This is a genomic window from Dyadobacter sp. CY261 (genome assembly GCF_021440085.1).
Taxonomy (GTDB): domain Bacteria; phylum Bacteroidota; class Bacteroidia; order Cytophagales; family Spirosomataceae; genus Dyadobacter.
In genome coordinates this window covers 59,480-85,214 of record NZ_JAKCPW010000001.1, presented here as the reverse complement: position 1 = coordinate 85,214, position 25,735 = coordinate 59,480, and the positions used below count along the sequence as shown (strand labels likewise).

Annotated in this window: 20 protein-coding genes; 6 read left to right on the top strand and 14 right to left on the bottom strand. The window is 49.9% G+C overall.

From position 1 onward, the window contains the following. Positions 1-180: 180 nt before the first annotated feature. Positions 181-2,823: a c-type cytochrome gene (locus tag LZD49_RS00350; protein WP_234665318.1), complete on the bottom strand. Its 2,643-nt coding sequence runs from the start codon at positions 2,821-2,823 to the stop codon at positions 181-183. Between the two features lie 160 nt (positions 2,824-2,983). Then, positions 2,984-3,877, bottom strand: coding sequence for a LysR substrate-binding domain-containing protein (locus LZD49_RS00345; protein WP_234665317.1), 894 nt, complete (start codon positions 3,875-3,877; stop codon positions 2,984-2,986). A gap of 197 nt (positions 3,878-4,074) precedes the next feature. Between LZD49_RS00345 and LZD49_RS00340 the strand changes: the two genes are divergently transcribed. The 4 genes from LZD49_RS00340 (at position 4,075) to LZD49_RS00325 (ending at position 8,576) form a co-directional block, all read left to right on the top strand. Beyond that, positions 4,075-4,395: a PadR family transcriptional regulator gene (locus LZD49_RS00340; RefSeq protein ID WP_234665316.1), complete on the top strand. Its 321-nt coding sequence runs from the start codon at positions 4,075-4,077 to the stop codon at positions 4,393-4,395. A gap of 3 nt (positions 4,396-4,398) precedes the next feature. Further along, complete coding sequence (locus LZD49_RS00335) at positions 4,399-7,113, top strand: ABC transporter permease (RefSeq protein ID WP_234665315.1); 2,715 nt, start codon at positions 4,399-4,401, stop codon at positions 7,111-7,113. Positions 7,114-7,272: 159 nt separating this feature from the next. Next, the gene (locus LZD49_RS00330; protein WP_234665314.1) at positions 7,273-8,169 is read left to right on the top strand and encodes a Nif3-like dinuclear metal center hexameric protein; all 897 of its coding nucleotides are present in this window, start codon (positions 7,273-7,275) and stop codon (positions 8,167-8,169) included. Positions 8,170-8,285: 116 nt separating this feature from the next. Next, positions 8,286-8,576, top strand: coding sequence for a DUF2695 domain-containing protein (locus LZD49_RS00325; RefSeq protein WP_234665313.1), 291 nt, complete (start codon positions 8,286-8,288; stop codon positions 8,574-8,576). Between the two features lie 83 nt (positions 8,577-8,659). Here the strand turns inward: LZD49_RS00325 and fdhA are convergent, their stop codons facing one another. After that, entirely contained in the window at positions 8,660-9,847 is a 1,188-nt protein-coding gene (gene fdhA / locus LZD49_RS00320; RefSeq protein WP_234665312.1) for a formaldehyde dehydrogenase, glutathione-independent, read from the bottom strand. Positions 9,848-10,027: 180 nt separating this feature from the next. Then, complete coding sequence (locus tag LZD49_RS00315; protein WP_234665311.1) at positions 10,028-10,606, bottom strand: O-methyltransferase; 579 nt, start codon at positions 10,604-10,606, stop codon at positions 10,028-10,030. Between the two features lie 198 nt (positions 10,607-10,804). Here LZD49_RS00315 and LZD49_RS00310 point away from each other — a divergent pair, with 198 nt between their 5' ends. Continuing rightward, a complete protein-coding gene (locus LZD49_RS00310) occupies positions 10,805-11,818 on the top strand; it encodes a ScyD/ScyE family protein (protein ID WP_234665310.1) in 1,014 nt (337 codons plus the stop codon). 61 nt (positions 11,819-11,879) lie between these two features. Here the strand turns inward: LZD49_RS00310 and LZD49_RS00305 are convergent, their stop codons facing one another. Both LZD49_RS00305 and LZD49_RS00300 read right to left on the bottom strand, forming a co-directional pair. Further along, positions 11,880-13,043, bottom strand: a complete 1,164-nt coding sequence (locus tag LZD49_RS00305; RefSeq protein ID WP_234665309.1) for an AI-2E family transporter — start codon at positions 13,041-13,043, stop codon at positions 11,880-11,882. A 65-nt stretch (positions 13,044-13,108) separates the two neighbouring features. Continuing rightward, positions 13,109-13,318 carry a hypothetical protein gene (locus LZD49_RS00300; protein WP_234665308.1) on the bottom strand — a complete coding sequence of 70 codons (210 nt, stop codon included), beginning with the start codon at positions 13,316-13,318 and terminating at the stop codon, positions 13,109-13,111. 150 nt (positions 13,319-13,468) lie between these two features. Here LZD49_RS00300 and LZD49_RS00295 point away from each other — a divergent pair, with 150 nt between their 5' ends. After that, positions 13,469-14,206: a DNA-formamidopyrimidine glycosylase family protein gene (locus LZD49_RS00295; RefSeq protein WP_234665307.1), complete on the top strand. Its 738-nt coding sequence runs from the start codon at positions 13,469-13,471 to the stop codon at positions 14,204-14,206. On the opposite strand, the gene LZD49_RS00290 is transcribed toward LZD49_RS00295, so the two are convergent. The 8 genes from LZD49_RS00290 to LZD49_RS00255 all read right to left on the bottom strand — a co-directional run bounded on the left by LZD49_RS00290 (position 14,173) and on the right by LZD49_RS00255 (position 25,572). Continuing rightward, complete coding sequence (locus LZD49_RS00290; RefSeq protein ID WP_234665306.1) at positions 14,173-15,252, bottom strand: hypothetical protein; 1,080 nt, start codon at positions 15,250-15,252, stop codon at positions 14,173-14,175. The two genes, LZD49_RS00295 and LZD49_RS00290, sit on opposite strands and share 34 nt — an antisense overlap. A gap of 3 nt (positions 15,253-15,255) precedes the next feature. Then, a complete protein-coding gene (locus tag LZD49_RS00285; protein ID WP_234665305.1) occupies positions 15,256-16,659 on the bottom strand; it encodes an MBOAT family protein in 1,404 nt (467 codons plus the stop codon). A 320-nt stretch (positions 16,660-16,979) separates the two neighbouring features. Beyond that, positions 16,980-17,666, bottom strand: a complete 687-nt coding sequence (locus LZD49_RS00280; protein WP_234665304.1) for a hypothetical protein — start codon at positions 17,664-17,666, stop codon at positions 16,980-16,982. Positions 17,667-17,810: 144 nt separating this feature from the next. Continuing rightward, positions 17,811-19,445: a RagB/SusD family nutrient uptake outer membrane protein gene (locus tag LZD49_RS00275; protein ID WP_234665303.1), complete on the bottom strand. Its 1,635-nt coding sequence runs from the start codon at positions 19,443-19,445 to the stop codon at positions 17,811-17,813. 35 nt (positions 19,446-19,480) lie between these two features. Next, entirely contained in the window at positions 19,481-22,918 is a 3,438-nt protein-coding gene (locus LZD49_RS00270) for a TonB-dependent receptor (protein WP_234665302.1), read from the bottom strand. Between the two features lie 162 nt (positions 22,919-23,080). After that, positions 23,081-24,151 carry a FecR family protein gene (locus LZD49_RS00265; protein WP_234665301.1) on the bottom strand — a complete coding sequence of 357 codons (1,071 nt, stop codon included), beginning with the start codon at positions 24,149-24,151 and terminating at the stop codon, positions 23,081-23,083. A 74-nt stretch (positions 24,152-24,225) separates the two neighbouring features. After that, positions 24,226-24,807 carry an RNA polymerase sigma factor gene (locus tag LZD49_RS00260; protein WP_234665300.1) on the bottom strand — a complete coding sequence of 194 codons (582 nt, stop codon included), beginning with the start codon at positions 24,805-24,807 and terminating at the stop codon, positions 24,226-24,228. 165 nt (positions 24,808-24,972) lie between these two features. Then, positions 24,973-25,572 carry a 2'-5' RNA ligase family protein gene (locus tag LZD49_RS00255; protein ID WP_234665299.1) on the bottom strand — a complete coding sequence of 200 codons (600 nt, stop codon included), beginning with the start codon at positions 25,570-25,572 and terminating at the stop codon, positions 24,973-24,975. Between the last annotated feature and the right edge of the window lie 163 nt (positions 25,573-25,735).

Below are 25,735 nucleotides of genomic sequence, written 5' to 3'. Positions count from 1 at the left end.
ATCAGACGACTAAATTAAGGCTAAATTTGCACTTTGAGCAAAAAAATGACCGATTTACCGCAAAAAATCGTCGAAATATGGCGATTTCTCAATTTAAGGCTACCATTTTACTAAAATTGAATACTAAAAAGCAACCATCTGCCATTTTCGGGTTGGCTGTCTGTCTACAAAAACTTCGCATTATTTTTTCTGCTGTGACAGGAATGTGATTAAGGATGCAAACTCCTCGTAAGATAGCTCATTGGCCAAGCCCGGCGGCATCATCGAGGTTTCCATTTCTTTGCGCGATGCGATATCGGCAACCTTGATGGTGTTTACCTGCCCGGTAATGTCGCGGATCACCAGCTTTTCCGCCGATTCTTCCGAAACGAAGCCCATAAAGCTTTTATCGCCTTTGGTCGTAATCAGCACCGAAGCAAAGCCCTGCGAAATAGACGCATTCGGTTTTAGGATCGACTCGGCGATCTGTTCGCGGTTCATAATCGAACCGACCTGGCCCATAAATGGTCCTTTCATCACTTCACTGCGGCTAAGGCTGTGGCAAGCGACACATCCCTGCTTGGTAAACAGCTTCCTACCCACCGCCGGATCACCCTGGATTTTCGCCATCGCCAGCATCACATCCTCGATCGACGACTCTCCAACCTGACCCTTTTTATTACGAATTTTTTCCAGATCGACCTTCACTTCCTCTTTCGCCGCAACAACTTCCTCTCCCCCAAATTCGGTAATACCCATACGGTTTCGCGCATTCAGATCGGCAAAGAATTGCTTATCGCCGGCGCTATTCCATTCTTTCAACAGGAAATCTTTCACTTTCGACGACGATTCCCATTCCACCGCTTTATAGTACGGCCCGTGCGTATCCGGGCGCGTGCTCCACCACCATGAACCGTCGTTGTCGGCCTCTTTCTTATAAATCCTTCCCAAAGTGGTCATGATCTGGTCTTTCAATACCTTGTCGCTGGTTTTTCCATATGCGGCGATTAGTCCTTCGACTGCCTTGGGGTCATGCATATAACGCAATGCCCACAATGCGATGGTCGAATTTTCGGTGCCAATCGCGTTTACACAGGCATCCACCGCATTCAATGCTACCAATGCGCGTACCGCGATGTGCGGGGTTACGATGGTCGAATTCGGCGTAGCATGCGGACCTTCAGTGCCTTTTGCAGGAGCAACGAATGAAGCTGGAACCTTTATTTTCAGCAATGCTTGTGCAGCCTCTGGTTTGCCCAAACGGCCCAATCCGATTGCAGCGGCCACTTTTTCCCGGGCATTGCCTGTTTCAACCGCTTTTAGGAAAGGCTCGACGGCCACTTTCGACGCAAACGGCTTGCGATCGGACAGCGCACGTAATGCATATTCGCGCATTTCGTCTTCCGAAGCCAGTTTCGAGAGGTCATCGATACCGTCCGCTCCTGCCGCCTGCGCATATGTATACATACCAGCAACGCGCACGTACAAAGGCGCTTTTTTATCTACCGCAACGGCCCACGCCGCTTTCGTAGCCTCTTTGGCAGGACGTTTGAGCAACTCCTGCTGCGCCGCCAGCCGTTGTACTGCACTTTCCGACCGCAACAATGCGGCAAGCTGCTTCACCGACGACTTGCTAATGTCTTTGAATGCCTTGTATTGCCATCCCTTGGGCACAGTGCGTACGATGAACCCTTTACCAGGATTACCAGAATAACCGGCACCGTCCCAGGCTGCCAGATAAACACGTCCCGAGGCATCGATGTCCAGATCTGTAACTTGCGAGAGCTTAATAAATTCCTCTTCCTTTTGCTGAAATGTAGGACCATCAGGCGTGATGCGATGCACATATACCTGGCTACGGCCCCAGTCGGCCATCATTGGCACCCGGTTATATTTGGCCGGCCAGGTAGGATCGTCTATAAACAACGAGCCGGTTCCCGAACCGCCGCCAAGGTCGATCAATGCGGGAATAATTTCTTCTGTAAAATGCTTGAAAAGCACCGGATACCCATATTCGCCCGTCTGGATCTGGTTACTAAAACGGATGTTCCAGCCTCCACCATCGTTCGTATTATCGCGGGTAAAAACGTTCATGTAGGGATCAATGGCCACGTCATATATATTGCGCAGGCCGTGCGTGTAAACTTCCATTTCGGTCCCATCGGGACGAACACGCACAATACCGCCGCCCAGTTGCGTCATTTTCTTACCGGAAGCGTCCACTGCATCGTGGAAACCAAAGTCGCCCACCGCAATGTAGATCCATCCGTCGATACCCATTCGGATACCGTTGGTAGCGTGGTCGGTGCCGCGGCTTTGCAGGAATTTGGGGGAACACACATTCCGGACAAGCGGTTTGGCCGGGCCGTCAGCCACGCCATCGTGGTTTTTATCTTCCAGAACTACCAGGTCCATGCCGGAAGCCTTACCGGTTTCTTGTGAAAAAGTGGTGTGTAAAACGAAAACCTGATCACCCTGAGAAATGATCCCGCGCGGGTTATCCAGCATCGCAAACGTCGTGTGCTGGTCTACTTTGCCATCGTTATTGGTATCCACGAGCCTGACGATGCTGCCTTTTCCGGGTGTCTTGCCCAGTGAGCCGATCATATCGACACCCACGAAGACTTCACCTGTTGGTGCTACCGCGAGACATGCCGGACTTGGCGTTAGGTCATGCCCCGCAAAATGCGTTACGTCGAGTTCTGCCGGCCAGGCGGCAGCATTGGGGAGAGAGTCGATTCGGGTAAGCGTGCGCGTTTCAGTCCTTTCTTCTTTGTCGGGGAAGCCTGACCAACTCCACAGCAAAAGCAGGAAGGCCGATACGCTTAATGTGATTTTTAACATAGATAGTTTAACAAAAATAATTCAACCCTTTCGAGCAGAGTTGATTGTACAGTACACGGTCTAATAAAATAGGATCATCGCCAGAACTACTCTATCAAACACCTTCTCATTATAAAGAAAAGATAATTTGTACGTCGATCATCCTGTTTGGAAACGAAGTTTATTTTCGTTGGTACAACGCAAACCGCATGAAAAGCTCCGGCAGTGCCTCCTGCTGGCCGTGAAGGGATGTAAAATAAAAATGGCGGTCAATAGAAAGCCCTTCCACGTCCACAATGCGGCACTCTTTGTTTTGCAACTCCTTTAAAACCGCTTGTACCGAAATAAACGCCATGGCGTCCGAATGAAGTAAGTACAGTTTCATACTCTCACTGCTGCTCAGCTGCATTTCCACATTCAAATCGCCTAATCCCAGCCCTACCGACTTTAATGCATGCGCGATCACTTCCAGCGTACCCGATCCCGGCTCACGAAGCAGTAGCGGGATTTGGCGAAGTTCATCGGCCCCGATCGTTCCTGTCGCGCCCAACGGGTTTTTGTTATTCGCCACCAGCACGATCTCGTCATTCAGGAATTCGGTGTATTTAATGGAGGTATTCTTGGAAAAACCTTCAATTACACCGAGATCGATCTCCTTATGCTGTAATGCCTGCTCGATCTCCTCCGTATTTTTGGTCGTAAGTGTGACCTCTATGTTGTGAAACTTCCTGTGGAAAGCGGCCAGAATCGGCGGCAGGATGTATTGCGCCGCCGTGGTGCTCGCCCCTAGCCGCAATTTACCGCTGCTACGCTGCGACAAACTGCTAATCTCGAATTCTATGTTGCGGTAAATATCAAAAATCTGTTCGGCATGATGCAGCAATATCTCCCCCGCGGGCGTCAGACTGATCTTAGAGCCCGCCCGGTCGAATAGTTTGGTTTTCAACTGATTTTCCAGCTCGTGGATATGCTTCGTCACCGCAGGTTGGCTGATAAATAATTCGGCAGCCGCCCTTGTGAAGCTGAGGCGACGGGCGACAGTTTGGAAAACTTGTAACCGAAAATCGAAAACCATGAACAGGCAGTTCTGTGAATAATGGAAACAAAGAAACGGGTTTCGCCACAAACGACCGCAGGCATTGTCCGGCATTTGCACGTACTGTCCGGTTTCGGACAGGTGTAGTTCGTAAAAACTGCATTTACAGCACAATATAGCCACTTTCAGCATCGGCACGCCATTTGTTATACATTTAAAGAAATAATAAAACCCTTATGAAAGGAACCTACCTGGGAGAATTTGAGGAGGTGGTGTTACTGGCCGTTGCCATCCTGGCCGGGGACGCTTACGGAGCGGCGATTACCCATGAAATCGAGCAGCAAATGGGACGCTCCGTCAACCTGGGCGCTGTGCACGCCGCATTGCACCGACTGGAAGAAAAAGGCCTGCTGTCGTCACGACTGGGCGGTGCTACTGCCGAGCGTGGCGGGCGTAGCAAACGGTTCTTCACTATGACAATGGCAGGCACCAACGCACTGGACAATATCCGCGAAATGCGTAATCGCATGTGGAACGCTATCCCAAAACCAGCCTGAACTATGAAAGAGCCTATCCAACCGCCGAATAAACAAAACCCACTGCCGCCCCGTTGGCCGGGCCGTTTTCTGCGGCTCTTCTGCGCGCCGCATCTGGTGGAAGAACTCGAAGGCGACCTGCAAGAGCTCTTCGCGCAACGCTTACGCATGCATGGCGAACAGGCAGCACGCACACGTTATCTACGCGACGTGTTCGGTATGGTGCGCCCGTTCGCATTCAAGAGAGAAGTTTCCAAATATCCACAACCATCAGCATTTCAATCTGCTATGATCCGAAACTATTTCAAGATAGCGCTCCGCAATATGTGGAAGAACAAGGGCTTCTCTGCGCTCAATATCACCGGGCTTGTCACCGGCATTACCGCTTGTCTGATGATCCTGCAATATGTTAGTTTCGAGCTCAGCTTCGACCGCTTCCACCACGACTTCGACCGCATTTACCGCATCACCAACGACCGCTTCCAACAAGGCAAGCTCATCCAGCACGGCACCATCACCTATCCTGCGGTAGCACCGACGATGGCAAAAGATTTTAACGAAATCGAAACTTATACGACGCTTGCCAACCCGGGCACATTCAGTCTGCAAAAAGACCGCCGGATATTCGAGGAAAAAGGGGCTTATACCGATGAACGCTTCCTGTCGGTTTTCACATTCCCGCTCCTCGCAGGCGACCGCGCAACCGCATTGAAAGCACCGCATTCCATTATCATCTCCGAAACCAATGCCAAACGGATTTTCAATGCTGGTCCCGACCAATATGCAAACCTGATCGGGAAGACGGTCAAGGTCGATGTCGATACGGAGCCTTACCAGATCACCGGCATTATGAAAGACTTCCCTGCTACATCACATTTACAATTCGGTGCATTGATGTCCTTCGAAACCCTGGCGCTTACCTGGGGCGAATGGATCAAAAACAGCTGGGAAAGCTCGGACGTATGGCATTATGCCAAACTCCGCCCAGGCACCGATGCGGCATCGCTGGAAAAGAAGCTGCCGGCGTTTAGCCAGCGGCACTTCCGCGGCGATAAAGTTTCCGGCAGTGTCGAGCAGTTTTTCCTGCAACCGCTAAGCAAAGCGCACCTTTTTTCGGATTATGAATATGAAATCGGGAATGTGAATAATGGAAAAGCCGTGTGGACCATGTTGATCATCGCCGCATTTATCTTGCTGATTGCCTGGATCAACTACATCAACCTCGCCACTGCCCGCTCGCTCGAACGAGCCCGGGAAGTAGGCGTGCGCAAGGTCGCGGGGGCCACATCAGGCCAGTTGATCGGGCAATTCCTGTCCGAATCGGTGGTACTCAATGCGCTGGCCCTGGTGCTTGGTATTGTGTTGGCATTGATATTTCAGCCGGTTTTGAACAAAGCAATCGATAAGCCACTCTCCTTCGCGCTTCTGACAGGCGCCGGCTTTGGGGGCCCAAAACTTGCATTAATGCTCAGCGGTGTTTTTGTATCGGGCATACTGCTTTCCGGCTTTTATCCCGCATTTGCATTATCCTCATTCAAGGCGGTGCAGGTGTTGAAAGGTTCGTTCAAACGGTCGGCCAAAGGGGCATGGGTGCGGCAATCACTGGTGATATTCCAATATACGGCTTCTATGGTGCTTATAGTAGGCACATTTATCGTGTTCAAACAATTAAAATTCATGCGCGAAGAGAAGCTGGGGTTCAATATGGATCAGGTGCTGGTCATCCGCGGCCCACAGCTTACACTTTGGGATTCAACATCCATCGACCGGATCAACAGCTTCAAAACCGAACTTGAACGCATTCCCTCCGTGCAAATAGCAAGTGCGTCGGGTAGTTTATTTGGAAACAGGCTGAGCCGCAGTTTCAACATCCGGAGAGTCGGTGCCAACCAGGAAAAAGGCGTCACATTCAGCCGTATGCCTGTCGACGCTGACTTTTTTGAAACCTATAAAATTCCGGTTGTCGCTGGCCGCAATTTCCTTCCCACCGACTCCAATCCGGACAGTCGAAAAGTCACAACCGCAATCCTGAACGAATCCGCGATCAAATTACTCGGCTTTGCCAATGCCGGGGAAGCCGCCGGGCAGAAATTTGTAGTCAATGGCAAAGAATGGGAGATCGTCGGTGTGGTAAGCGACTTCCATCAACAATCGCTGAAAAGCAACATTGAGCCAATCGTATTTGCGCCATTTTACACCCTGGCTGGTTTCTTTTCCATTAAAATCAATACCGCCGACCCTGCAAACACCATTGCCGGGATACGTGAAAAGTACAACGCATTTTTTCCCGGGAATAACTTCGACTATTTCTTCATGGACCAGCGCTTCAACGAGCAATACAAAGACGACCAAACTTTCGGCAAGGTTTCCAGCTTCTTCTCGTTCCTCGCCGTGCTGATTGCCTCGCTGGGTATATTTGGATTGTCATCCTATACCATCTCGCAGCGTACCAAGGAAATTGGCGTCCGCAAAGTCCTCGGAGCCACCACTTCCGGCATTGTGGCATTGCTTTCAAAGGATTTCCTTAAACTCGTACTCTTCGCCATTGGCATCGGCGCGCCTATTGCTTGGTACGGTGTAAACCAGTGGCTTAGTGACTTTGCTTATCGTATCGACATCGAATGGTGGATGTTCGCTATTGCTGCGGCGGTATCGCTATTGATTGCCTTTGCGTCAGTTAGTTTTCAGAGTGTACGCGCCGCGTTGATGAGTCCGGTGAAGTCGCTGCGAAGCGAATAGCGGGCGCTTAAAAGTGGCCAGTATTGTCAGGTGTTGTCAAGTATTGTCATGTGTGATCTGGCGTAGTCAGGAATAGTCATTAATGTTTTATATTGGGAGAGATCTTAATTTAAAATATTCTAAGCCGACCGTTATTTACCTGACCAAACCCGACCACACATGATAACACCTAACCAAACTACGCGCCGCCGCTTCCTCAACCAGGCCGCATTATCCGCCACTGCATTTACCTTTCTAACCCCGGATATGCTATTCGGCTCCGCGCCCAAGGCATACACGGTCCAGCAGATCATCGACCTGATTCTCAAAGAAGGTAACCTGAAACCGATCCCGGACACCGTCGACACCATCAAATCAGGTAGCCCCGACCAGACCGTAACCGGCATTATCACGACTATGTTCGCCACGGTAAACGTGATCGAACAAGCCGTGAAACTGAAAGCCAACTTCATTATCGCCCACGAGCCGACCTTCTATAATCACCGCGACGATCCGGAATGGGTGAAAGGCAACGAAGTCGTCAAAAAGAAGCAGGCATTGCTCGAAAAACACAAAATCGCCCTCTGGCGCTTCCACGACTATTGCCATTCGCTGAAACCCGACGCGATCCGTTACGGCGTGGTCAAAAAAGCGGGCTGGACGCAGTACTACAAAAATGAAACTGCCGCATTAACCATCCCCTCCACCACATTGGGCGACCTGGTGAAGCATCTCAAAACCAAGCTCGGCATCCAAAAACTCCGCGTCGTCGGCGACCTGAGTCAGCCATGTTCCAAGCTCGCCATCATGCCCGGCGCAGCCGGTGGCCAACGGCAGGTATCGGTAGCGGTAGCCGAAAAACCCGACGTACTCATCGTAGGAGAAACACCCGAATGGGAAGGTGTCGAATACGCACGCGATGGGCGGTTGCTGGGCTCAAAAATGGCATTGATCGTACTAGGCCACGCCGTGAGCGAGGAACCGGGGATGGAGTATTTTGTGGAGTGGTTGCAGCCTAAGATTGGCGGATTGAAGGTGACGCACGTGGCGTCCGGGGATCCGTTTCAGTGGGTTTAAGGAAGATAATCCAACAATTCCGTGCTAGCAAGCTGTGACTACGCAGCCATGCAGCCGCAGGCTTCAGCATGCGGACTGGCCCACTAACTACCCAGCAAGCTTATCAATACATTGAAATGAACAAAGAAAACGAAATTCGCAAACAGCTTAAAAACGATTTCCGCCAAAAAGCACGAGACGCATTTGAAAATAGTCTCCCCATGACCCGAACCGAGTTTCGGGAGCTTTTTGATTACCTGGATGAGAAGTTGAACAAACAGGAATGCGACAATCAAAACACATTAAGCAAGAAATTCCTTGAAGACAATGGAATAACCAACACTAATTCCGTTTTAGAATGGCTGGCTGAGAAAGGAGGTTACTGCGATTGTGAAATCCTAGCTAATGTCGAGGAGCATTTTGAGTGAAAGCGTTACAGATTATCAGAGAGCAACTGCAAAAATGAAGAATGGCAGCCTGTTACCGGCTGCCATTCGCATTAAAAATCTCGTCACACAATCATCCCGTGCGGATCAATCACAAATTTTTTAGCCGCGCCCTTATCAAAATCCCTATACCCTCTTGGGGCGTCCTGTAGGGTAATCACCTCCACATTCACGGCCTTGGCAATCTTGATCTTGTCGTAGAGGATCGCATTCATCAGGTTCCGATGGTATTTCATTACCGGGCATTGGCCCGTGTAGAATGAGTGCGACTTGGCCCAGCCCAGCCCGATGCGGATGCTCAGGCTGCCTTCCTTGGCAGCGTTGTCTTTTGCGCCGGGGTCTCCTGTAACGTACAGGCCCGGGATACCAATGGCCCCGCCGGCTCGGGTGACGGCCATCGCAGTATTCAACACGGTGGCGGGACGCTCTTCGACGGCTTGCGCGCCGTGGCCGCGGGCTTCGAAGCCGACGCAATCCACGAAGCAGTCTACTTCGGGAACGCCGATGATTTCGGCGATGGCTTGTTCCAGGGGCGTGTCTTTGGTGAGGTCGATCACTTCGCAGCCGAAGCTCGCGGCTTGGGCGAGGCGTTCGGGGATCATGTCGCCGACGATCACAACGGCGGCCCCAAGCAAATGGCAGGAAGCTGCGCAGGCGAGGCCCACAGGTCCTGCACCTGCCACGTATACGATAGAGCCCGGTCCTACTCCGGCAGTGACGGCACCGTGATAACCGGTCGGGAAAATGTCGGAAAGTAGCGTGAGGTCTTTGATGTAAGCCATTCCCTGGTCCTTGTCGGGGAATTTGAGGAGGTTAAAATCGGCATAAGGTACCATTACATACTCGGCTTGGCCGCCTACCCAGCCGCCCATGTCCACGTAGCCATACGCAGCGCCCGGGCGTGAGGGGTTTACATTGAGGCAAATGCCGGTTTTGCCTTCCTTGCAGTTGCGGCAACGCCCGCAGGCAATGTTGAATGGCACCGATACGAGATCCCCGACTTGAATGAATTCCACATCCCGGCCGGCTTCGATCACAATGCCGGTGATTTCATGCCCGAGCACGAGCCCGGCAGGTGCCGTAGTGCGCCCGCGGACCATGTGCTGATCGCTGCCGCAAATGTTGGTGGAAACGATTTTAAGGATGACACCGTGCTCGCACTTGCGGTCGCCGAGGGCCAGTTTGGGATATTCAATTTCCTGAATTTCCACTTCGCCCGGTTTAATGTAAGCCACTCCATGGTTCTGGCACATAAAGCTAAGATTTAAGGGTTAGTACTAAATCTTCGATGATTACAATATTATATTACAATTATTAAATCCAAGCCGAGCAAACCCTTTATTTACTCCTATCAGAACCACAAAAAGTAACAAACCACCCTCCGAATGTGCCAGAGGGTGGTTTTGGAAAATTAATGGCGATCCTGGGGTCGCTTAAACTTTCACAGCCAGGATAATACCCGTAGCCCATACCTGTTTGGTCACGGTGAGGTCCGTACGACTGTCGAGGTCGTCGATCAGTTTTAATGCTTTCAGGTCGTGCCCTTCGGGCCAGTTGGGTTGCGGGAGCATGTCGTCGATTATGTAGAATGCGCCGGGATTGAGCATGTTGAGCACTTCATCCAGCAAAAGGTATTTGCCGTGCCAGGTATCGGCAAAAATATAGTCGTATTTCTCATTGAGGTTTGCATTCACCCAGGCTTCGCCATCAGTATGCACAAGGCTGAGGCGCGAGTCGCCGCCGAGCTGACTCTGCGCGATTTCGAGAAAGCGGGCATCGTTATCGATGGATACGAGCGTGGAATGCGCGTCCATACCATCAAGGATCCATGACGTTGAAAGACCAGTGCCTGTCCCGAGTTCGAGGAACCTACCGCCGCGCTTGGAGGCTGCCAGGGTTTTGAGCAGCGAGCAGGTGTCGATGTCAGAAGCCATTGTGAAACCGGAAGCTTTGGTGGCTTCGTCGATAGAAAGGTAAGCGGCCGGTAATCGCTGCCGGATGTCCTGGTTCATAGTTTTGGTGGTGAATTTGTGACCTGCAAAAAATCAAGTTTTAATGATAAAAAAAAGAATCGGGTCACAAACTTTACCGGTTAATCAATTGCACTGGTAATGACGCTTTTGTACAATAGTAGAGAATCGCAAAGCTTTACTTTTGCCCACAGTTCTCCAAGATTCGTTTCACATCTATTCCACTCTAACTCAACCGCAATGAAAAAGCATTTCCTCTCCCTACTTGCATTCACCCTCATGGTAGCCATGGTAGTCATGGATGCGTGTACCGACCACGCCGAGCCGATCCCTGAACCCACTCAATTTTCGATTTCCCCGTTTGCCAGTGGCTTGCGCGCACCCATTGGCCTCGTTGCCGATGACCAGGGCAGGTTCTGGGTTACCGAAGGAGGTACCGGTGCCGACGATGGTGCACTGGTGATGATCTCACCCCAAGGTGTCAAAACAACGGTTGTTACCAACTTTAAATCCGTGGTCAACCAAGGTAATGTGGAAGGTATCAGCCATTTGTACTACGATAACGGTACCCTTTACCTGCTGCATGGTGTGGAAGGGCTGCTATATACTATCAATGTGGCCGATCTGCTTGCAGGCAGCCTGCCACTTCATAAGGATCACCTGGCGACTGAGAACATCAAGGCGTATGTGGTGACCAAGAATCTAACATTCGACAACAATTCCAACGCTTTCGCGATGACAAAAGGGCCGGACGGACACCTTTACATCGTTGACGCAGGAGCTAATGCCATCATCAAACGCGACAAAGACACCCATGTACTTGATCTGTTCGCTACTTTCCCACCGGTTGGCCCAGGCAGGGACCCAGTTCCTACCGGCATTGTATTCGACGGAAGCCATTTCATTCTGAGCAGCCTGACTGGCTTCCCATTCTCGCCAGGATCGGCAAACGTCTATAAGGTTAATACCAGTGGTGCTTTGGTGCCGTACAAATCGGGCTTCACAACCCTTACACACCTGACACTGACCGTTAATGGCAAGCCGCTCCTGCTCCACTACGCCGACTTCGTAATGCCTCCGGGCGGTCCGGGCAACCCTCCCGGCTTCAAGCCAGGTACCGGTTCGATTCTCAACGAAGATGGCACGGTACTGCTGAGCGGGCTCGACAGGCCAACCGACATCAAACGCCACGGCGACCGCACATTCTACGTGCTTAGCCTCGGTGACGGTACTATCAAAAGATTGGATTACTGATTTGAAATACATCAAATGCAAACCGGCAGGTATTCACTTATGAATGCCTGCCGGTTTCGTTTTAGAATAAGGTTTGCTGTTTTTCTTCTGCCTCGCGTGGATTCACGACCTTCTCTGGCGGATCCTCTGGCATGCTATCACCCAGCAGCTTGCCCCAAGGTTTCAGTTCATCGATACGGTCGAAAATAATTTTCAGCACGGCTACAAAAGGAATCGAGAGGAACATCCCGCTCACGCCCCACAATGTGCCTCCGAGCAGCACTACCAAAATGGAAATCAACGCGTTGACTGACACTTTCGACGATACCACACGTGGTACAATGATATTATTGTCCAAAAACTGGATCACCGTGTAAGAGGCGATGATCAGCAACGGTGTAGTATACCCTTCTTTAGTAATAAACGATATCAGCACCGGCAATGCGATGGCGATAATGCCGCCGATGTAGGGAATAAGGTTCAAAATAGCGCCTATCACACCCAATAGTACCGCATATTGCACGCCAAGAATGAGTAATGCAATGGAGTTCAGCGTAGCTATAATCGACGTTTCAATCATCAAACCCACAATATAGCTTTGCACAGCACCTTTGGTTTCCTGCAAAATTTCGGCTACCTGCTCGGAATTATCTTCGTCGAAAACCTCAAATATAAAATTGAGTATCAATGGCTTATAAAATAACAGAAGGAAGACGTAAAGCGGTATCAGGATAAAGTAGCTAATGATACCGAAAAGAGTATTGACCGTCTTACCCACATACGTCTTGCTGTTGTTGACTGCTTCGTCGAGCATGCTCATCTGCTTTTCCGTCGAAATACCAAAAGCGGACGACAGCCATACCTGTAAATTATCGAGCAGTTTCATCGTCTTTTTTTCCAGTTGGGGAATCATATCACCGAACTGGGCGATCTGCGACGACAGGAAAAACGTGATCCCTGCCACCACAAGAATGGCGATAAAGATCGTCATAACGATGGCTAAGATCTTATTGAATTTCCATTTCTGAAAGCGGTTATAGATTGGATTCAGCAGAATAGAAATCAGTCCGGCGAATGCGAACGGAACAATGATCTCCTGCAACAAATTGAGGATGTAAAAGAACAGATAGAGTCCGATGACTACCATCGGGGCTTTGATATAAAAAGGAAAACTATCGCGCGCCATGAGCCATTCGGGCTGCTCAGCGGCGGGTTGATGTTTGCGACTTTTAAAAATTAGTCCCATAGAATAGGTGTCAGATATGAAAAGTTAGGTTTACGTAGTCGTTCCGGCCGCCCCAGCGTCTCACGTTATTCGACGCCCTCATATTCTCGCACATCCTGTTCCGACAGCTCGACGATCGAAATCACCTCTCCTCGTGGTTGCTCCGGCCCTCCGCGATTGATAACGTTGATGACATAAGACCGGCTTGGGTAGGTTTCCGATTCGATAAGGTGACGTTCAAACGTCAGTATATTCTCCCCGGAAGCAGAGGCAACGGTAATCATGAAATTCCGCATGATGGTGTTTTTTGGTTTTTAACGTTGTATCAAGAATAGTGCCAGAGGACGATGGGAGGATGGAGGAAAGGGAGGATGGAGTGACCTTTGTCCTTTTCTCACTTCCTCCTCTGGCACATTTTTTAGAGCAAGCGATCGAAAAACATCACTATGCCCGAAGGACCATCTATTGTTATTTTAAGGGAAGCCATTGAAGATCTGGGTTTGAAAGGTAAGCCTGTCCGCCATGTCGAAGGCAATGCCAAAATCGATAAAGACAGCCTCATTAACCAAAAGGTAACGGATTTCAGGTCGTGGGGAAAACATTTCCTGATCTGCTTCAAGGACTTTACCGTCCGCATTCATTTCATGCTTTTCGGCTCTTACCTGATCGATGACCAGAAAAAGACCAAACCGATGTTAAGCCTGATATTCGATAAACACGAACTGAATTTTTATACGTCATCCATTAAGCTGTTCGACAAGCCCGCCGAGGAGCTCTACGACTGGTCGGCCGATATTATGTCCAAGAGCTGGCAGTCGACCGCCGCATTTAAGAAGTTGAAAGAAAACCCCAAAATGCTTGCCTGCGACGCCTTACTCGACCAGAATATTTTCGCAGGAAGCGGTAATATCATCAAAAACGAGGTGCTGTTCCGTTGCCGCATTCACCCGCTAAGCAAGATCGCCGAAATTCCCGATGCGAAATTGAAAGAAATGATAAAAGAGACACGGAACTATGCATTTGACTTTCTGGAATGGAAAAAGGAGGGCACTTTGAAAAGGCATTGGCTGGCGCATACCAAAAAGATTTGCCCAAGGTGCGAGATCCCGTTTCACAAGGAGTACCTGGGGCGGACTAAGCGCCGAAGCTATTACTGCGAGAGTTGCCAACGGTTATATGATTGATTACTCCCGGACCACTCCATCACCAGCTGATTCACATAGCTCAGCCATAATCGCTTGCCGTCGACATTCCAGTGCCCGTCGCTTTTGTGGAACCATTCAGGGTGGCGGAGTATTTGGCCGCTTAATTTAAGTAACGGGACCTTTAAATGTACATTATGCTCGATGCGAGGGATCTGGTTGTTATGAGGATGACGGTCAGGCTCGCAGACGGTTACTTTGTTGGGAATAAGGCAAAAATAAACTTCCGCAAAACCGGCCGCCAGGTAATGCTCGCGAATGCGATTCATATTGAAAACGACGCTGTCGATGTCCGAGCTGGCCAACGGCCTGAATGGCGAAAGAAAACTTCGCGGACTGGCCTCGATTTCATAGAAAAGAAACTGACGATCACGTGAGATAAGCGCACCGGGATGCGTGCGGCCAAGCAAGCCCAGCATCAGCCGGGCCTTCATTTCCTTACATTTCAATGCAAAATCGGAATTGAACAACAGGAATTCGAGCCGCTGATTGATTTCCCGGTTTATCGTATTTTCCCAAAATGATCCTTCCTGTGCCGTTTTCCCGGGAAGAGTTACAGGGTTTGCACCTTCGACCTGAAATCCCCGGCGAATATACAGGTCTGCATAATCCTCGCGCAACCGTTCCTGGATTGTCCTTTCGATCACTTCAATCACCAGAATTGAACGCACTTTTGGGTCCAGGGCGACCGTTTCGACTTGGGTGCCGAGCCAGATATGATGGTTGCGGCGACCAGCGTAGAAACTCGTGTCCATAGTCGTGAAACTATCGCCGATTGTGTACAGGTCTACATTCGGGGAACGATAGCCGGGCTTGTCGCTTTCTTTAAGATCGTCGGCTTCACTCCATTGTAATTCCTTGAACCGGGGCAAATTGGAAATGTTGTAAAGATCGCCGAACCGGTACTGGTCCGGAACAAGGCCATGTGCATCGAGTTTACGCTGCAACCGGTCCGACAAACCAGTGAACAGCAGTGCGCCGGACAGCAGTAATAACAGCAGCCGTAATATCAGGTTGAAGGTTTGCATGGTTCAGAACTGGAAATAGATAAACTGGTTGCTCCCGAACACGCCTAGCAGATAACACAAGAAAGTGGCCAGCCCGAGCGAAGGCCAGAAAGACCGCCGCGCAGGCACGTAATCGGGCAGGTAAGATTCCTTTAAAAACAAAAGCAAAATCAGTAATATACACAGCACGAACTCACCGTCAGCGATCGGCAACACCGGCAGGTCCCAGCGCGCGGGCATGGCCAATGTACGCAAGATTACCAACGCGTCACCCAAACTCTCTGCGCGGAAGAATATCCACGCCAACGTTACTAAAACGAATGTAAATGCAGCCCGCAACGGGCCAGGCAATCGCAAGAGCTGTTGGGTACCTGTATGGCCTACGCGGGTGATGATCAGATAAATGCCATGTATTCCGCCCCAAATGACAAATTTCCAGTCGGCACCATGCCAAAGGCCGCTTAGCAGAAAAACAGTCAGCAAGTTAATACAGGTTCTAAAACTGCCGTGGCGGTTTCCCCCCATAGGAATATAGACGTAATCGCGGAACCAGGTCGAGAGAGAAATATGCCAGCGCTGCCAGAATTCAGTGATGGTCTGAGCAAAATAAGGGGAGCGAAAGTTCACCATCAGCCGAAAGCCCATTGTCCGGGCGGTGCCTAATGCAATATCGGAATAACCTGAAAAGTCGCAATAGATCTGGATGCTGTAAAACAGGGCGGCAATGGCCAGGCTTGACGCATTCCATGCACCCGGATCTGCAAATACCGGATCGGTTACCAGTGCGAGACGGTCGGCGATCACGACCTTTTTGAACATTCCCCAGGCGATCCACCACAGCCCCGTCCTGAGGTTATCCCAATCAAAATCCATCTTTTGCCGGAATTGCCAGAGCACATTTTGCGGGCGTTCGATCGGCCCGGCTACCAATTGCGGATAAAACAGCACATACAATGCGTAAATACCCACGTGCCGCTCCGCTTGCTGGTTTCCACGATAAACCTCGATGGTGTAACTCATTGATTGAAAAGTATGAAACGACAGCCCGATCGGAAGCGCCAGGCCCGGATACAGCGCGGCCATGGTTTCGGGTTGATAGTCACATCCCAGGGGTCCAAGCAACGCTGATATATTGGCATTCAGGAAATCGAAATATTTGAAAAAAGAAAGAAACCCGACATTGGCGACAATGCTCATTACCAGCATGCACTTACGACGCCAACCGGTAAGCAGCGAGATACAGATCCCAGCCAGATAGTCGAACCCGATAAAAATTCCCAGCAATAAAAGATAGGCAGGAATGAAAGAGGCATAAAAATAGGCGCTGGCAATCAGAAGCAAAGCCCAACGCCAACGCCACGAAATAGAATAGTAACAGGTCGTGACAAAAATGAAGAAGATGATGAAATGAAGGGAATTGAAGAGCATGTGAAGTGCACGAGATAATGAATTTGTGCTAAATCAATCACGGATACCGCTCTTCGACAAAGTTAGTTTTCGTACGGATGGGGGGAATTAATTAAAGGAAAAACGGGGAGGAAGGGAGGAAACGGATGGGTTAAGCAAGGGACAAAGGAAGACACAAGGAGGTTTTTCCTCGCGGACATAATCCGGGTCGTAGGTGAATGTGTATAAGCCTTCGTCTGTTTCCGTAAGGATTCCGGCCAATGCAATGTTTTTATTTGCTTTTAATCAAGGAAGCGAACGACCCAAAAAGGCAGTTCGCTTCCTTGATCTTACCGAAGAAATCAATACTTCGAATAATGATCGATCCTGATCTTCTTCACTTTTCCTGCCTCAAAATGCACCTGGATCTGATCCATCATGTCTTGCCCCGTCGTGTAACCGAAGTACCATTGCGGCGACTGGCCCATGGCAGGATCGTAGGCGGTTTGCAGGTTTTTAGTCATCAGGAAAATGCGTTCGAATTTAGAAGCATAGCTTTTCTTGCCTCGGATGTTGGAGAATTTTCCATAAAGGGCCGTCACCTCGTCACCCATGCGGACAGACGATGAAGCCTTTTCTTTCTCCGGCCATTGATCCAGCTTTTTACCACTGTTCAGGTAAATAGCTTTCACTTTCGCGTCTTCAATAGTGATCTGCACCCCCGAATCGGTCCCCTGGTTCTGATCCAGCAGGATGTATTCGTAAAGCGGAATTTTTTCGCGGAGCGGGCCCAGGTCAGAGAATGTGTTACTCACGACCTGCAGGGCCGTTACGCCTTTGCTGGATTGAAGTGCCTGGATTTTGGGATAAACTGCCGCGGCTTCGTCGCCAATGGCGATATCAAGATAACTACCGGTTTCGATGCTGTCGCGCTCGATGCGATAAGGGGTCGGATCCGGGCCGGTAGTAATGGGATCAGTCTTTTCCGGGAGGCAGGAAGTGAACAGGACTGTGGCTAAAAACAGGATGGCGATAAATCTGGTCTGCATAGGTTTAGTGGTTTATAAAAGCTAGATGCAGAGTCCGCCCATTCGGTTGTAACCGGGGAAAACTTTTCGGAACTGGGGATGGACGAAAGGGAGGATGGAGGACATTAGCCTTCCTCCTTCCTCCCTTTCCTTCCTGCCCTTAAACTACCAGCCCGGATTCTGATCGAGTTCGGGGTTCAATGCAATTTCATTGATTGGCAATGGCCATAGGTAATCTTTTGCAGGATCGAATTTGCGGAAGCTGGCGGCTTGCACCAGAATGATATTGTCCGGTGTCAGGTTCACGGTTGCCGCGGCAAATTCACCTTTGAAATAGAAATTGCCTAAAACTGGCTTCACGAGCTCCGTCTCGGCGGTTTTCCAGCGGATAATATCCCAGTAGCGGAAACCTTCCTGAGCGAGTTCGACGCGACGTTCGCGGCGGATCTCTTCCCGTAAATCGAGGCCATTAGCCTTCGCAAACGCATTGGTCAGCTTTGCGATCTGGCCACGCTCACGCAAAAGGTTAATGGAGATATCCAATTCTGCATCGGTAATGGCATTGTTTAACTCGTAAGTTGCTTCGGCGAAAGTCAGCAGTACCTCGGCATAGCGCAACAATGGGCGGTCGATCGTCGATGCCTGCGTGTTCCAGTCGTCCACATTGGCAAATTTGCGGAACATGTAGCCGGTTTTGTTGAAGACCAGATTGGCAATGTCGAAGATCGGCTTGGTGGTCATCATGGCATCGCCTCGCTTCATAAAAGTGGCGCTCATACGCACGTCGCGATTTCGGAAAACTTTATGCGAAGAATCTGGTAATGTCCAGAGCGGCGATTTGGTAATGGGAAGCCCGTCTTTCATTAGGTATGAATCGGCCAGGGCTTTGGTCGGGTTCACACTGCCGGTTTCGAGCGAGCTACGGTAATAGGCATGCGTCAGAACGCGCTCTGTATTAGAGACTCCGTACTGTTTCACAATGATATTTTCCTTGTTCTGACGCCCTTCACCGGCGAGCTGAAAGAGATCAAAATAGTTACCAAATAATGCGTGCTCCTTGCTGTCTATCACCGCTTTACTGGCTGCCAGCGCGAGGGTGAGATGCTTAGTAGCATCACCTTTTGAATGAAACTTCGCGAAAGTCCCCTCAAACAATGCTACCCGTGCCTTGAATGCCTGCGCGGCCGTTTTGGAAATGCGGCCGTAATCCGCATTGCCGAGCGAAGCGATTGTCGGCAGGTTAGCAATGGCGAAATCGAGGTCGGAATAAACCTGGTCGATAATGGTTTCGCGCGGAGCGGCCGGCTGGCGCAGCTCGGGGCTGCTTTCATCAAGCGTTTTCAATATTAAAGGAACGCTTCCATATTTTTGCACAAGGCCAAAATATGCCCATGCGCGGAAAAAACGCGCTTCGGCCAGATAACGGTCGAGTATCGACGGGGTAACCGCGGCTCGTGGTGCTTTTTCCAATACATTATTGGCAGCGCGGATCAGCGTGTAAGGTGTATTGTAGTCACCGCTCGCTGTGGCAGGAGCCAATCGTGAGCCATCGCTCACCGTATTCGATGCCAATCCAAATGCATCATCAGACCAGATATCTTCGGTAATATTACCCTGGTTAGGAACAGTAAAGCCCGGCAGGAACGTATACAGGTAGTTGTTGGCAGTTTTAATATCCGACTCGGACGTCCAGAAACTGTCGTCGCTGATATTGGTCTCAGGCAGTCGGTTGACGTCGCACGAAGCCAGTCCAGCCAATAGCGAAAGACCTATAATTGCCCTTTTTACAGTAATTTTCATTGGTATTTTATTGAAAGCCATGATCAGTCAGATTTTTAGAACGACACGTTGATGCCCACCGAAGCCGTTGCGAAGAACGGGTAATCGTTTTCCACGCCATCGCGTGTTTCGGGGTCGAAATAGCCCTGGAACTTGCCTAGTCCCGAGAATGTCAGGATATCCTGGCCGGAGAAGAACAGCCTCGCCCGAGAAACCTTGATGCGTTCCGTAATGCGGGAGGGGATCGTGTAACCAAACTGGATGCTTTTCAGGCGAATGTAGCTCGCGTCCAGCGTCCATTTATCCGAGGCCAGGTAATTGTGCGTGGCACCGGTATACGGTCTTGGGAACAATGCGTCGGTGTTTTCAGGGGTCCAATAATCGCTGTGTATGCCCATCGCCTGCTTCCAGGTGACAAGTAGCGGTGCAATGGACTCGGCCGTTGAACGATAAGAGCGTTTCCCCACGCCCTGGAAGAAGGCGGTGAAGTCGAAGCCCTTCCAACTTGCACCCACGTTCACGCCAAACAGATAACGTGGAGCCGTAGTACCGAGCAGCACAAGGTCACCATGGTCAGCCACGGTCCCCTTGCCTACCGAAAGACGTTTATCGCTGTTCAGGTCTGCGTATTTGACATCGCCGGCACCGGTGCGGTTGTCCTGGAACGCCCATTCTTTTACCTCGTCCGGATTGTTGAAATAGCCCATTGTCTGGTATCCCCAGATCGTATTCAACGCATAACCCTCGATCAGATCATTCTTACCAGCGCTTACGACGGTGCGGCCCGAGAAGTTGATCAGCTTGTTGTTATTATCCGAGAAGTTAATAGCCACCGAATAGTTAAAATCCTTGCCGATCTTGTCGCGAAAGCGCAGTTCGGTTTCCCAGCCCCACGATTTCAGTTCACCATTGTTCTTTCTCGGCGTGCCTACCCCAATAACACCTGGCAACTGCTGTGGTGTGAGCATATTGCGGTTGAACTTCACGTAATAATCTCCGCTGAATTGCAAACGGTTTTGCAGTAAGCCTATGTCTATCCCGCCATTCGTAGTCTCGATAGTTTCCCAGGAAAGTGCCGCAGACGGGATCGAGCCCTGGTAAATGTAAGAAGTACGGGAGTCTCCCAGTACGAGGTTATTATTCCTGCTCAACTGGCTGACGTAATCATAATAACCAATATTTGAGCCCAATGCACCTCCAAGGCGGCCCCAGGACCCACGCAGTTTAAACTCAGAGAAAAAAGGTAAAGGCGTTGCAAACCAGTTTTCCTGGTGCACATTCCACCCTACCGAAGCTGCCGGGAACACTTTTTTCCTCAATCCAGGTGCCAGTTTAGAACTTTCATCCAAACGGATCGTCGCTTCGAGCAGGTATTTGTTTTTGTAGTTATAATTAAATCTTCCAAAAACCGACTGGAAGGCATAGGTGGCTATAATCTGGCGGTTGCTCTTTGTTTTGTCATCGCCGAGGTTAAGTGTCGGCACATCGTTGCTGACAAGATTGTTTGCACCGGTAAAAAGGGTATCCGTGCGAAAATCTTCCCATTGATATCCTCCGAAAAGACCGAAGTTGTGGTCTTTGCCAATAGTAAGATCATAGTTGACCAATGCTTGCAGATTGATATTCTTCGTCAGGTCGTCGGTAATGTTGTAGGAATTGATCTGGTTCACATAACCTGCTACCTTGGATTTACTCCAAAGCGGGACCATACGATTGAACTGCTCGCGGTCACCACGGCGGTATTGAGTTCCGGCAATGGCGCGAATCTGTAACCCTTTGATAAAATTGGCGGCCGTCAATGTGAATACCCCATCAAAGTAATTTCTGCGGTTCTCGTTATACCCGCCCGATTCGAGGATTGCGTACGTGTTATTGGCCGAATTATAACGGCCCTCCGGTGTAAAAAACGGATTTCTGGTACGGAAACGATATACCTGATAGATCAAACCGCCGCCATTCACTTCTGCGGATGCGGTTCTGGCCTTGTCGTTAGTATAGGCCAACCGGCTGTCGAGCGTAAGGTGTTTCGTGAGCTGCGCGCCGATGTTCATCCGCACATTATAGCGGCTATAATTGTCGGGCCCCACTTTAAAAACGCCCTGCTTGTTATAGTAGCCTCCCGAAATAAGGAAGTTGAGCTTCTCGGTACCTCCGCGGGCGGTGATATTGTGCGTGCTCATGGAGGTGTACTTGCGCAAAATCTGGTTTGCAATGGGGTCCTGATTATAAAACAGGTAGGAAGATGTGTCAGCAGGATTTATCACATACGGGACTCTATCGCGGATGCGCTGGATCTCCTCATCGGTGTATTCGGGGCTGCTTCCGGAGTTCTGCCGCGCCAGGTTGGAGAACAATGCTTCGTCCATCAGCGACATCCGTTCTGGCACATTCAACGACCAGTCGATACCCTGTTGACCCAGATAATCGAACGTCACTTTACCCGACTTTCCTTTTTTGGTTGTAATCAAAATCACCCCACCAGCAGCCTGTGCACCATAAATGGCCGCCGCCGCCGCATCTTTTAAAACGCTGATGCTTTCTACGTCGTTGGGGTTCATGGTTTGCATGGTGCTGATAGGTACGCTGACACCATCAAGCAAAACAAGCGGGTTCACATTTCCGTTGGCCGACGTAGCGCCACGGATCTGGATGTTGACGTTTTCACGACCCGGCTGGCCCGTCTGACGCGTCACCACCAAACCCGGCGTTACACCCTGCATACCGGTTGCGAGATTACTCGACGGGCGGTTTTCAATGGCTTTGGAGTCAATGGTTGAGACCGCTCCGGTAAGGTTTGCCTTTTTCTGTGTACCGTAACCTACGACAACGATTTCTTCCAATGCACGGTCGTCGGAAAGCAATTGTACATCGACCGCCGTTTTAGCACCGACAGCGATTTCCTGCGATACATAACCTACAAAACTGAAAATCAATACAGCATTATTATCAGGCACGGAAAGTTTATACTTACCGTCAGCATCCGTGGTAGTACCGGTTTGCGTTCCTTTTACCAGAATGCTCACGCCTGGCAAACCGACGCCCGCATTGTCGGTCACGGTTCCGGCAATACTAATTTCCGCGTTGGCCTGAGTGGTTTGAGGAACGACTACTTCGCTGGGAGGAGCTTCGGATGTATTCAGCTGTCTTTTCAGGATGATTTTGTCCCCTGAAACTTCATATTTCAATCCAAGCGGCTGGAGAATGCCGTCAAGCACCGTCGAAAGCGTCTTATTTTCTGCCTCAAAACTGATCTTGCGCCGAGATTGAATTATTTCCCGGCTGTATAAAAAACTGACTTTGGCCGATTTTTCGAGCTGGGAAATCACGGATTCGATCCGTTCATTTTCAACCGAGATCGAGATACGCTGGTTGAGCATTTCCTGCGCTGCACTGTTTTTGGCCCAGCTAAATTGCATGAACAGTAGCATGAGCAGCGTCTGGATACCCAGCAAACTGCGCACGGATTGTTTGGAACCTGTCGAGTTCAATTTCATTGATTAAAGAATTTCATGAGTGGTTAAAGTTTAGAATAAGCGTTGCTCAGCCTGGATTAATGCATTGTGCCTGACGGGCACTCTAAAAATCAGGGCGTAAGCGATCGGGCGCAGTTGTGTTTTTGCATAAGTAGATAGTTAAGTGAGAATTTTATGAGGGAGCTAGGGGCAGCCAATTCCAGAGATCGATACCTGGTCTCCTTTTATCTCAAAAGAAGATTCGGTGGCGAGGCATATCAGCCTTATTTTTTCGAGGAACGGTTCATCTTTCAATGCTGCGGTAACGGTGCAGCGACCCATTTTTTCCTGGTCGAAATGGATTTTTACCGCGTAATGCATTTCGAGCGTTTTAAATGCTTCGGAAACAGGTGTAAACTGGAAATCAAACGGTTCAGCCTCGATTGCCGTAGCCGCTTCTGCACTTACTGCTCCCGTAACCGACCGAAATACCTTATCATTTTTACGAATCAGGCTCACGCGTTGGTTTGGATAAAGCATGAGCGGTTCTGCGGCATCGTTATCGCCGGTCATCACGGCCACCTTACCCGTTTTGACGACCACTTCCGCCTCTGCCTGGCCAGGGAACGACTTCACCCGGAAGCTGGTACCCAGTACGCGCGTCGTCAGCTTGTCGGTGTGTACCAAAAAAGGTTTTGCGGGATTTTTGACAACTTCAAAAAAGCCCTCGCCGTCCAGATACACATCCCGCCGCGCACCATTCATTTTTTTGACAAAGCGAATGCTGCTTGCTTTGCTCAGCAGCACGGAAGAACCGTCGGGCAAATTCACCAATAAAACTTCCTTTGATTGATTCTGGCGCGTAATCCATGCCTCCTCCTCCAATGCAATGGGATGCTCCAACCTGTATCCTGCGATCCGAGATTCGTATCCTGCTTTACTCCACCAGAAACCGAGCCCGATCACCAATACAGCCGCGATCCATCGCAGCCAGCGCCACAATGGCAATGGTTCGGCTTTGCCCGCACCGGCATCCAGCAATGCACGAAGCCTTCCCGCCCTCACCAGATCGCTTTCTTCATCGGGATCGTCTCCGAAAATGACCAGCAATGTTGCGACGGCTTCCTCATAAGCGGGCCGCTTTTCGGGATATCGGTTTAAGAAATCCTCCCAAAAAGACCGGTCATCCTCACCCCGGTATTTTACCCAGCGACGGAAATGTTCGTTTTTTAAAAAGTCTTCCGGAGAATTCAAATCATAGTCTGGGCTGTCCATTCTTCATTTTTCGAATGATTTCTATGATATTATGAATGGCAGGAAGCGATATACCCTTCGGCAAAGAAAAAAATTTAAAAAAAGAATAGGTTTAATACCATCGTCACAAACCACTTCGTGCGGATCCTGGTCATGCCTTTTTGAAGAAAATTGGAAACCGACTGCCGGTTGACGCCCATCAACCCGGAAATATCCGCGACGCTCATGTTCTCGTAATAGCGCAGGAACAATGCCTCGCGCTCGCGCTTGGGCAACGCTTCCATCTGTGCATGCATTTGCGCAACGAGGCCGTTCAACGTCTCTTGCTCGATCAGCAGTGATTCCGCATTGAAGGTTTCGGGTAAAGAAGTGTCCCAATCCAGCGACTCCTCATTGGTAAATCGTTGCTGATAGCGTAAATGCCCCAGAATACTATGACGGATTGCTTTGAAAAGGTAGAATTTGACCGACGGCGTCTGGCTGATCCGCTCACGGTTTTGCCAGAGATCCAGGAACAGGTCCTGAATGCAATCTTCGACTATACTTTCATCGACCAGAAACTTCATGCCATACCGCCGCAACGCACCATAATAGCGTTCCGCGAGCACACCAAGCGCCGCATTATCGCCATTACGGTAAGCCAGCCAAAGCGCGCTGTCATCCGTAGTCCTGTCCAAATTCTCCAAAGTTAAATACGCAGTCGATTAACTGGGGTAGACGACGAATTTCAGATCGCAACTGACAAGAGATAGCAAGTTTTTGTCAAAATTTAGTCAGAAACGGTCAGCAGGTGGTTAATGGCCGAACCTTCCGCCGTCGCGAGACAAAGCATTGGCGACCGATCAAAACATACTGATCTGGGATCCCGCCGCATTTTGCCCTAGCAAAGGTACCGTATCGATCACCTCATACTGGCGCCGTTTCTCATTGTACTTCCGGATTGAAAAGGAGTCGCAAAGAAAGCCGGCTTCGTAGTCCGTAAAAAGAGAATAAGCCAACGCAATCCATTCCCGCGAAAGCCTGCGGCCTATGGACATATGCGGGTTCTTCGATTCGTCCGCCCATTTTTGCATGTACTGCTTTTTGAATTTCTTGTCGAAAGCTTTCATGATTATCTGGGTCCTTTCGCGGATCGCGTTGGAGGATTCTTCGGTTGGTTTGATGTAGAATGCGGAGAAGTTGGCCCGGTCGAAGTCGGCAAAGCCGGAAAAGTTGAGTTCGAAAGGGGTTAAAGGGGAAACTAGTTTGGTATATTCGGCCAGGATTAACGGATAATCCGCCTCCGCAGCATCGAAGCCATCGAGCGAAATATGGGCGTCGGCATTGGCGCTTCCGTAGCTTTTACCGATGGCCTCGCGGAGGAGTTGTTTGAAGCCTTTGACTTCTTCATGGATAATAGGCGATGGCATGATTGCCAGGGAATAGGCACAGAGGTTTGACATAATTATTCTTTTAATTTTCTGCGAATAAACATTGTTTTATCCGCGCCTATGTCTATGATCGGTTCAATAATATTCTCGGAGAGATTAGTCTACAAAATTAGATAATCATACTTCTTAAATTTCATCCATTTACCAGTCGATTGCTTCTGATATACGATCGTCA